Source organism: Roseospira navarrensis (assembly GCF_009601025.1).
GTDB classification, from domain to species: Bacteria; Pseudomonadota; Alphaproteobacteria; order Rhodospirillales; family Rhodospirillaceae; genus Rhodospira; species Rhodospira navarrensis.
The window spans coordinates 22,565-33,050 of the sequence record NZ_WIVE01000047.1 but is presented as its reverse complement, the minus strand read 5'-3'; the positions used below and the strand labels follow the sequence as shown (position 1 = coordinate 33,050).

General features: G+C 67.0%; 5 protein-coding genes. All 5 read right to left on the bottom strand.

Translation table 11 applies throughout. From position 1 onward, the window contains the following. Positions 1–309 precede the first annotated feature (309 nt). Complete coding sequence (locus GHC57_RS13695; protein WP_211369201.1) at positions 310–1,509, bottom strand: EAL domain-containing response regulator; 1,200 nt, start codon at positions 1,507–1,509, stop codon at positions 310–312. 17 nt (positions 1,510–1,526) lie between these two features. Then, a complete protein-coding gene (locus GHC57_RS13690) occupies positions 1,527–5,849 on the bottom strand; it encodes a PAS domain-containing hybrid sensor histidine kinase/response regulator (RefSeq protein ID WP_153345190.1) in 4,323 nt (1,440 codons plus the stop codon). Continuing rightward, the gene (locus GHC57_RS13685; protein ID WP_153345188.1) at positions 5,846–8,275 is read right to left on the bottom strand and encodes a PAS-domain containing protein; all 2,430 of its coding nucleotides are present in this window, start codon (positions 8,273–8,275) and stop codon (positions 5,846–5,848) included. The genes GHC57_RS13690 and GHC57_RS13685 overlap by 4 nt, the downstream gene beginning before the upstream one ends. Then, complete coding sequence (locus GHC57_RS13680; RefSeq protein ID WP_170294879.1) at positions 8,272–9,441, bottom strand: BMP family lipoprotein; 1,170 nt, start codon at positions 9,439–9,441, stop codon at positions 8,272–8,274. Before GHC57_RS13680 ends, GHC57_RS13685 begins: the two co-directional genes overlap by 4 nt. Before the next feature lie 181 nt (positions 9,442–9,622). Then, on the bottom strand, positions 9,623–10,486 hold the full coding sequence (gene cmr6 / locus GHC57_RS13675; protein ID WP_153345184.1) for a type III-B CRISPR module RAMP protein Cmr6: 864 nt from the start codon (positions 10,484–10,486) through the stop codon (positions 9,623–9,625).

Sequence of the window (10,486 nt, the reverse complement as noted above, 5' to 3'; positions counted from 1 at the left end):
AACGTGTCCCGATCCATGCCCGCCTCCCGCGTTCGGTATCCTTCATGATACCAAATCCGGGAATGCATAGCGAACGCTATTTGAGCCAAACGAAATGGGTGGTGCTGCCCCGGGTGCCGCTCAACAGCCAAACCAAAAACGTGTCCCGATCCATGCCCGCTGCCCGCGTTCGGTGTCCTTCATGATGCCAAATCCGGGAATGCACAGCTAACGCTATTTGAGCCTTTTTGTTTGCCCCGGTCCATTGGCAGCGGATGGCAGATCAGGTCGGGTCGGGGCGTCTCCCGGTCGGGCGGGGCCGATCCGGACTCAGCCACGCCAGTCCGCCAGCCAGTCGTCGAAGTCCTCGGCCGGCATGGGTTTGGCAAAGAAGTGGCCCTGGATCAGGTCGATGCCCAGCGCGGCGACCAGGGTGACGTCGGCCTGGTCCTCGGCGCCCTCGGCGACGGTGGTCATGCCCAGGCTCTGCGCCAGCGAGGCGTTTGATTCCAGGATCGCGCGCGCCGCCTTGTCGCGCGCCGCGCCGTGCACGAACGCACGGTCGATCTTCAGTTCCGTGAAGGGAATGCGGCGCAGTTGTTCCAGCGAGGAGTGGCCGGTGCCGAAGTCGTCGATGGACAGCCCGACGCCCTTCATTCGCAGGCGTGTCAGCACCTCCAGCGGGCTCTTGATGTCGGCCATCAGGCGGCTCTCGGTGACCTCCAGCATGATCTGGGAGGGCGGCAGGCCGGCATCCGCGGCGATGCCCACCAGCGTGTCCGGCAGGTCGTAGCGGCCTAGCGAGTCGACCGAGATGTTGACCGCCACCTTCAGGTCCAGTCCGCGCGCGCGCCAGCGTCCGCCCTGCGCCACGGCCTGACGGAAGACGACGTCGGTCATGGCGTCGATCAGGCCGGCCTCTTCGGCCACGCCGACGAAGGCGACCGGGGGCACCAGACCGCGTTCCGGATGGCGCCAGCGAACCAGCGATTCGACCCCGACGACGACCCGATCAGAGACCCGAGCCTTGGGCTGGAAGAAGACCGTCAACTGATCGGACGCGATGGCCTCGCGCAGTTCCTCGACGGCCACGGGATCAATGGGCGCCCGCGGCCCGGCGCGCCGGGTGGTCGGGCGGGTGGCGTCCTTCAGCAGGGTCCCCAGCGCGGCCGGCGTGACCGGCTTGGCGACCGCGCCCAGAACACGCAGTTCGTGGGCCTGGGCCAGGGTCTTGGCGGTCTGAAGGACGCGTTCGTCCTCGCCGCTGATCAGCACGACGGCGCCGTCATAGTTCATCCCCGCCAGATGGCGCAGGAACTCGATGCCGTCCATGCCGGGCATGTTCAGGTCACACAGAACGACATCGACGCCGTCGCCGACAACCACCAGTGCGGCCTGTCCATCCTCGCAGGCGCGCACGTCCCTGGCGCCCAATCCACCCAGAATGCGCGTAATCAAGGTCCGCATGAAGGCCTCGTCGTCCACGACAAGGCAGCGCAGATCGGCCAGCGGCGGGGGCTCTGTCGTCATGATGGCGCTTTCTGCGGTCATTCTGAGGGGGGAGCGGCGGCGGGTGGCGCGCGTCTGGCGCGGATCTCATGAATAACTTTTTCCAGTTCCGGAGAGAAGCCCGAATATTCCTGCTGGATTTCGGGAAGGCTGGTGACTTTTCCGGCGTTTTCAAGGGCCTGACACAACTCGGCCAGGGCGTGGGCGCCGATGGAGCGGGCGGCGGATTTCAGCTTGTGCGCGGCCGCATTGACGCCGTCGGCGTTTCCCGCCGTCACGGCGGCGTCCAGTTCGGCGGCAATGGCCCGGGCGGGGTCGATGAAGGCGTCCAGAATCTCGCCGATGGTCGCCGCGTCGTCGCCGAAGACATCGGTGAGCGCCCGCAGATCGATCACCTCTGACGAGGGTAGTTCCTGCGCCGACTCGGTGGCGTCGGGCGCGCCCGTTTCGTCGCGGTGCGCCTTCGCGGTGGCCGCCGCGCGCCCCGGCATCCAGCGGGCCAGCACCTCGCGCAGGCGGGCCATCTCCAGCGGCTTGGCCATGTAATCGTCCATGCCGCAGGACAGGCAGCGTTCTGCCTCGCCCTGTAAGGCGTTGGCGGTGATGGCGATGATCGGCAGGTGCACCAAACCGCCGGATTCGCGCCGGCGGATGGTCTCGGTCAGTTCGAACCCATCCATCACCGGCATGTGGCAGTCGGTCAGCAGCAGGGCGTGTCCGCCGGTTTCCAGCAGGGTCAGCGCCTCCTGACCGTTTTCGGCCGTCTCGCAGGCATAGCCGAGAAGGGCGAGTTGGCGGCCGATGACGTCCGTGTTGGTGGGGTTGTCCTCGGCGACCAGGATCAGCCGGCCCTCGGTGCGGGCCGCGCCGGCGGTGGGCGCGGCGCTCGCCCCGTCGAGGTCGGCGTCGGCGGGAAGCGCGCTGTCGTCCACCGCCGGGCTCATGCGGCCGGCGGCGGTGGCCATCGCGCGCAGGAAGCTGGAGCGCAGCATGGGCCTTGCCTCGACCACCACCGTGTCGGGCGCCACCAGCCCGCGCTTCGCAGACCGGTCCGCGCTCAGCAGCACGAAGCGGGCGCGGTCGGCGGTGGCCCGGACCGCCTCCACGACCGCATCGCGTTCCGCGATGCCCCAGGCGTCGGTCAGCACGATGATGTCGGCGTCGTCCGCGCGCGCCGCGACCCGGTCCGGCCGGTCGACGCTGGCCACGGTCGCGCCGGCGGCGCGGCAATAGCGCTCCACCGCCTCGCGGGTATCGGCGAAGCGGGGACACTGGAGCACCCGCACACCGGACAGGTCGATGTCCGCCTCACCCGCTTCATTGTCCGCGATCCGGAACGGCAGCGTGACGGTAAAGGTGGAGCCCCGGCCCTCCGCACTGTCCAAGGTGATAGTGCCGCCCATCAGATCGGTCAGCGTCTTGCAGATGGACAGGCCCAGTCCGGTGCCGCCGAAGCGCCGGGTTGTGGACTGGTCGGCCTGGGTGAAGGGGGTAAACAACTGGGCCTGCGCCTCGGGCAACATGCCGACGCCGTTGTCGATGATCGAGAGGGCGACCATCGCCCGCCCGGTTTCGCGGCCGGCCTCGTCACGCTCCGGCCCCAGGTCGTCGGCGCGCAGACCGACGCGGCCCAGACGCTCTTGGGTGGTGCTGGTGAACTTGATGGCGTTGCCGACCAGATTGAACAGAATCTGACGCAGCCGCACCGGGTCGCCCAGGACGCTTTGCGGCCCGGTCGGGTCGATGTACAGCGACAACTGAACACCCTTGCGCGTGGCCGTGGACAGCAGGGTTTCGGTGACCCCCTCCATGATGGCGCCGATGGACAGCGGAATCGATTCCAGGGTCAGCTTGCCGGCCTCGATCTTGGAGAAATCGAGAATGTCGTTGAGGATGTGGAGCAGTGAGAAGGCCGACTCCCGCACCGTATTGACCATGCCGCGCTGGTCGTCGCCCATCTCGGTCGTGGACAGCAGGTCGATCATGCCGATGACGCCGTTCATGGGCGTGCGGATTTCGTGACTCATGGCCGCCAGGAAGGCGGACTTGGACTGGTTGGCGGCCTCGGCGCGGGCGCGCAGGTCCTCTGCCAGGCGGCGTTCCTCGGCCAGATCGGACATCATGTTCAGCGTGGCCCGCCGGGCGTCCGCCAGTTCCGAGACCTGGGCCGAGAGTTGCTGTTCGATGCGCTTGCGATCGGCGATGTCGGTGGCGATGCCGCACAGGCCCTCGCGCGCGCCGGACGGGGCGATCAGGGGCACCTTGATCGACAGCAGGACGGTGTCGGCATCCACATCGGGCGTCGTTTCCTCGAACTGCATGGCGTGGCCCGCGGCGATCGCCGCTCGGTCGTTGGCGAGGAAGATGTCGGCGGTTCGGGGCGGGAACAGATCGGCATCCGTGTGGCCGATGGTCGCCTCGCGACGACGGCCGAACTTCTCCTCCCACTGGCGGTTGACGAAGATGTAGCGCCCGTCCGCGTCCTTGGCATAGATCAGGGCCGGACTGTTCTCCAACACGCTTTCCAGCAGCAGGCGGTTGCGGTTCAGCGCCTCTTCCGCCTCTCGCCGGGCGGTGATGTCGCGCGTGATGGCCAGCAAGCCGACGATGGCCCCCCGGTCATCGCGGATGGGGTATTTCTGGGAATGAATCCAGCGTGTCTCGCCGGCGTTGTTTGGCACCGTGCGTTCCATGTCCAGGCCAGGGATATCGCCGTCCAGAATGCGGCGTTCCTCCGCCATGAAGACGGCCGCCTGGTCCGAGGGAAACAGATCGGCGTCGGTCTTGCCCAACAGGTCCCGCCACGACGCCAGCCCGGCCAGCCGCGCCAGGGCCTGACTGCCGCCGATGAAACGCTGTTCGGCGTCGGTGATGGAGATATAGTCCTGCGTAGTGACCATCAGGGCCACGAAGTTGCGGCTGAGCGCGGCCAGTTCGCTGACGTCGCGGGCCGAGATGATCAGCAGGGCCTCGCCGTCGCGCCAGCCCTGGCGGGCGTTCAACTCCACCTCGATCAGGCGACCGGAGCGCGTGCGGTGGCGGCTTTCCAGCGCCGCGAAGCCGTCTTCGCCCTTGTCCGCCACACGGGCCGAGAGCGCGTCCACGGTCAGGACGACGTCGATGTCTGCCCAGGTCATGGCCGCCAGCGCGTCCCGGCTGTAGCCCAGCTTGCGGGCCACGGCATTGTTGGCATAGGCCAGCGTGCCGTCGGCGGCCCGAACCCAGAAGACGCCATCGACGCTGTTGTCCATGGTCTCCTGGGTGAAGGTCAGATCGGCCAGCGAGCGGGCCAGATCGGCGCGCGACTGTTCCAGGTCGGCTTCGCGGGTCAGGCGGTCCGTGATGTCGGAAAACGACGTGACGACGACCGTATCGCGCGCGGCCCCGAAGTCGGTCCGCGCCACCGGGGCGGTGTTGACCGACACCCAGCGGCGGCCGCCGTCCGGCCCAGTAAGGCCCATTGTGGCGTTTCGCACCGGTTGCCCGGTGCGCAGGGTATGAAGGGCCGGGAACGCCTCGTCCGCCAGCGCCGTCCCGTCCGCCGCCACGGCCTGCCAGCGCGCATCCAGGATACCGCGACCGACCAGATCCGCTTCGGGCAGCCCCAGAATCTCGGTGGCGGCGCGGTTGGCGCTGGTGATGGTGCCCTGGGCATCATGGGTGACCACGCCTTCGGCCAGGGCATCCAGCGCGGCGCCCAGGGTGGCCTTCTGCGCCTGGATCGTTTGATTGGTGCGAAGCGCGGCCATGGTCAGCAGCAGGAAGCTCAGCGCGATGATCCAGACGGCCGAGATCAGATAGGCTGGCCCGCCGAAGATATGGGGGCCAAATATTTCCGGCGCAGACAGGTGATTTGAATAATATACAGAAGATGTAATGAAATATGCTGCGACGCTTCCACTAATAAAAGCGGCGACCAAGCGAATTCTATTATTGCCGCGGCCGCGCAAAAATTCAAGAGCAAGCCACCCCGTAAATACACCATGACCCAAGTTTGCTATCGACAGCCTTTCGTGGGGCAGATCAAGAACAACGCAGGCGGCATTGCCAAGCGTGAGGAGAATGGTAAGCACCCACGGCCATACCAGGTTGGTGGAGCGACCGAAGAACAGCCTCAGTCCAAGACAGATCAGAACCTCGCCGGCGTAGGCCGTGAGATTGCCCATCGGCGCCGAGATCAGCATCGGGATGATCGGGCGCGACACGATGATTGCCAGCGCGAGCCCGATCACGATAAAGCCGGCCGTCCAGAACCGCAGACTGCGCGAGCGCGGGGCGGCGGCCTGATACAGAACCATGCCCAGCACACAGACCAGCGTGACGACGGGCAGCATCAGGGCGATGGAGCGGTAATCGATCATCGCGCGCCGGCCTCCGTGCCCGCCGGTTCGGTGCCCTCGTCCTCGGGAATCTCATAGCGGCGCGCCTCGCCCCGGGCCTCGCACAGGGCGTTGATCTCTCGCTTCAGCGCGATCATGCGCAACTCACGCCCCACGGCCACGCGGTTGAACTGCTCCAGCTCCTCCACCTTGGCGCGCACGGCGTTTTCGGCCTGCTTGCGTTCGGTGATGTCATAGACCCAGCCGAAGTGGTGCCCCCAGTCCCCGGCCGGCGCCAGGGTCAGCAGGGTATGGACCGGAGTGCCGTCGGCCCGCTTCAGGGTGACGTCTTCGTTCAGGATGGTTTCGCCGGCGCGGAAGCGGACCGTGATGGCCTCGCGCTCCGCCGGGTCGGCATAGTGTTCATGCGGCGGCATCTCTAACAGCTCTTCGCGGTTGCGCCCGAACAGCGTTGCCATCGCCGGGTTGGCGTAGGTGATGCGGTCGCCGCCGTCGCGCACGATGGTGGCGCCCACGGGCGAGCTTTCCATGACCGCCATCAGGGTTTCCCGGCTTTCGCGCACGGCCTCTTCAGCGGCGCGGCGTTCGGTGATGTCCAGGCCCAGGCCGTCCCAGCGATAGGCGCCGCTGGCCGAGCGGTGCGGGCGTGCTGCCGCTTCGACCCAACGCTCGTCGCCACCCTTGCCCCGGATCCGGAAGGTTTCGTGGAAGTATCCCCGCGAGTTCTCCGCCTCGTTCAGGGCCGTGCGCACGCGGGCGCGGTCCTCCAAATGGACGCTGGAAATGACACGTCGGGTCAGGACCGCCTCGTCCGCCTCGCCCAGATCGAAGACGTCGCGCATGTAGGGACTGGCATAGGTGATCAGGGGCAGGCCGGGGCGAAGGAATTCGAACTGGAAGATCATCGCCGGCAGGTTGGTGGTCAGGTTGCGGAAGCGTTCCGTCTGCCGGCGGTTTTCCTCCATGGCCAGGGTCAGGGCGCGTTCGGTGCGCTTGCGCTCGGTGATGTCGGCGAAGGTGGAGACGAAGCCGCCACCGGCGATGGGGCCGCCGCGCACCTCGAAAAACGAGCCGTCGGGGCGCTGGCGTTCGAAGGCGTGGCGTTCGAACCGCCTAGCGGTCTCCACCACCTCGGCAAGCAGACGATCCGGATCGCCGGGACCAAATTCGCCGCGCGCGATGTCATAGGCCATCAGGTCCTCTAACGCGGCCCCCTGGTGGATCAGGTTTTCCGGATAGTCGCGGATTTTGACGAACTGGCGGTTCCAGGCCATCAGCCGCAGCTCGGCGTCATAGGCCGCCACGCCGACCGTCATGCTGTCCAGCACGGCCCGGATCAGGTCGCCCTGGCGGCGCACCTCGACCGCGCGGCCGTCGGTTGCCTGGACGAAATGGTGGAAGCTGCGCGCCATGTCGGTGATTTCGTCGTTGCCGCCCAGCGCGGGCGCGTCGCGCTGTCCGGCCATGTGGTCCTGCATCATGGTCTGCACCGCACGCATGCGCGAGACCACCCTCCGGTTGACATAGACCAGCGCCGCCAGCGCCAGTATCAGCGACAGCCCGGCGACGATCATGACGATTCGGGTGCGCGTTTCGGCCAGGGTCTCGGCCGCGCGGACCTCGGTTCGGGTCAGGGTGGCGATGTCGTCCGTAATGGCCTCGACCTGCGCCACCAGGCGTTCCATGATGACCAACCGCTCGATGGCCGCGGCGATGCGTAGGTCAAGCAACAGTTCTTCCAGGCGGGCCTCGAACAGCGGCGCCAGTTGGGCCGTTTCCGTTCGCACGGCCTGGCGCAGGCGGTCGGACAGGGCTGGGTCGTCCAGCAGATCGCGCCGCGTGGCTTCGAACCGGTTGCGGTAGGCCGCCGCTGCCGAAGGATCGGTCTCGACCATGGCCAGATTTGTGATGTCGACCAGGCGCATCAGGCGACGCGCCAGATCCGGTTGGGCGCGCGTGCCATCGGCGCCAACAACCCCGAACATCAGGTTGGTCCGCGCCGCACGCAAAGCTGACAGACCGTCCTCTAGCTGGCCGCGACGGTTGGCCTGACGCTGCTTGAGGCCATGGAGATGATCGATGGTCCGTTCAACAAGGGTCAGGCTGGCCTGCATCCGCGCCTTTTCCGCGATCGGCACCCGAAACGGATCCAGGGCCTGGATGGCCACACGCAGATCATCCGTCAAATCGCGCAAGCGGAAGACCGCCGTTTCGGTCTCGAAGGCTCCGGCGCTGGTCGGAAGGGTATGGGCGATTCGCTGGATGCGACGAACCAGGTTGTTGATGGTGCCCGCCTGCTTGAAGGTTGGCAGCCCCTCGCCCGTGACCACCTTCAGGCGTGATGTGATCTGGTGGAAGGAGACCGCCGAAACCGTCGCGCCAACGGCGATCAAGAGCACCATGGCGATCATGGACAGGCGCAGCGTGCGGGCGACATTGATCTTCATGGCCGTGGCTCGCTGTCGGCCGCGTCGCCATCGGTGTCGAAGTCATGCACCGGACAGCCGTCCTCTTCGGTATGGACAGCGACGTTTATGACACCGGTCCGAATGTCGAACTCCGCGTTCTCGACTGCGGTGTGCATCCGTTCCGACACAAGCTGAACGTTGTGGCGATCAAGCGCCCAGTCCACGCCCCCTTCGCTCAGGCCCAGCACCGTCAGGCCGGCGGACCATGTTCCGCGCGCCATGCGTTGCAGGCTGGAGAACACGGCGATGTCCACGCGCTTGAGCATCGAAGTCAGCACATGGCCCGGCGCGCCCCCGTTCTGGTTGATGTCCACGCCGATGGCGTACGCATCATGGTCAAGGGCGGCGCGGATGACGCCATCGCCGCTTTGCCCGGCGGCGTGGTAGACCACATCCGCCCCGGCGTCGAACATCGCTCCGGCCAGACGTTCGCCCTCGTCGGCCTGATAGAACGCCTGGGGTGTGTGACCGATCATGGCGACATCAACCGTGATGTCGGGCCGAACGGACAGCGCCCCCTGAATGAAGCCGCAGCCGAACTTGCGGATGATGGGAGCGTCCCACCCTCCCACGAAGCCGATGTGACCGGCGTCGCTGAACAGCGCGGCCAGAATACCGACCAGATATGAACCCTGCTCCTCGCGGAACAGGACGGACTCGACGTTGGGCGCATCCACGACGGCGTCGATCAGGACAAATCGGACGTCGGGATACTCCGGCGCCAGCGCCGCGAACGGGCCGGCATAGTTGAATCCGGCACCGACGACGGCGGTATAACCCTGCTCCAGCGCGAATCGGGTGGTGGCCAGTGCGCCGTCGGAATCGCGGGCGTCGCCGGCCACGTCGCGCGGAAAGATCATCGGCACTGGCGTATCGGCCGACGCCGCGAAGGCTTGGGCGCCGACGGCGGCCAATTCGAAGTACCCGGCGCCCTGCTCCCCCAGGGCGACATCGGTGTGGAACAACAGGGCGGGACGAAGGCTTTCCGACGCCAGGACAGGCGGTGTGTCTCGCAGACTCATGATGACGCCGAGCAGGACAATCAGAAGTGTTCGGATCCGTAAGCCGGGCCTCTGCGAGCGCATTGGTTCAAAATGCCAAGTGAACCCATGACATGGTCGGAGCCATGCCCAATCCTTGACCATGCCGCCCCCTCCCCCCCCCCCCTTCTGGATGCGCATGCCGCACCTTGCACGGTTCCAGTCTTTTGCATACGCGTTACAAAAGATCAAAGCCTTTCCGGGCAGTTGTGTCCTGAACGCCTTCCACCCCCCAGAGACCATTCGATCCCAGACCCACTCCCTCCGCCAACCCCCTGTGCGGGGCCTAGTCCGCGACCTTTGCGTCCATGATGCCGTAGCCGACCGCCGTCTTGGCGCCGAGGCCCAGCCAGGACAGACCCGTGACCAGCAGCGAGGCGACGGCCTCGGCCTCGGCCGCGCGGCTGAGCAGCGGGATGGAAAAGACCGCGCCGGCGTCCACCGTCAGGAACGGCACCGGCACCGGGTCTTCCGTTTCGGTGGGCGGCTTGCGTCTGAACCCGTCCTTTTCGGTCAGGGTGCGGTAATAGGTCGGGTGGTGACTCGTGACCACGTCGACCGCCAGGGACGGCCAGTGCAACGGGACACCATCGAAGAAACTCACCCCGCCCTGGGCGGCCGTCACGGCGGTGTGGGTCAGGTCCGGTCCGAACCATGCGTCACGGTCGGCCTGGCTTCGTCCCTCCAGCTCGGCCGCGCGGCGGCAGAGGCCCTTGACCGCCGATCCGGGCAGAAACGGCAGCCCGCTGGACGGGTCGAACCGGAAGCCGTTGTCGGTCGGATGGTCGGCCCCCAGGCCGGTCACGAAGCGCGAGAGCGTCCGCGCCTCGACCATGGTGAGCACCCGGCCCGACCGCCGGGCCAGGGCCTCCAGCGCGCGGCGCTGGCGCGCGCCCTGTTCAAGCATCCAGGGCTTGCCCGCATGACCGGCGCGTTGGCGGTCCTCGACGAAGCGGTCCAGGGCCTGTTTCGTGGGGGTCCCGTCCGTCTTGCCGGACCTGTTTTTGGACTTGGGGTACCGCGTATCGCCCTGCCAAAGGGGCAGATAGCGGTCCCACACCAGGCCGGGGTTGGCCTCGGCGGCGGTGATCCAGGACGCGACGATGCGGCGGGCGTCGGGGCCGCCCGGGGTCAACGGAAATTCGCACAT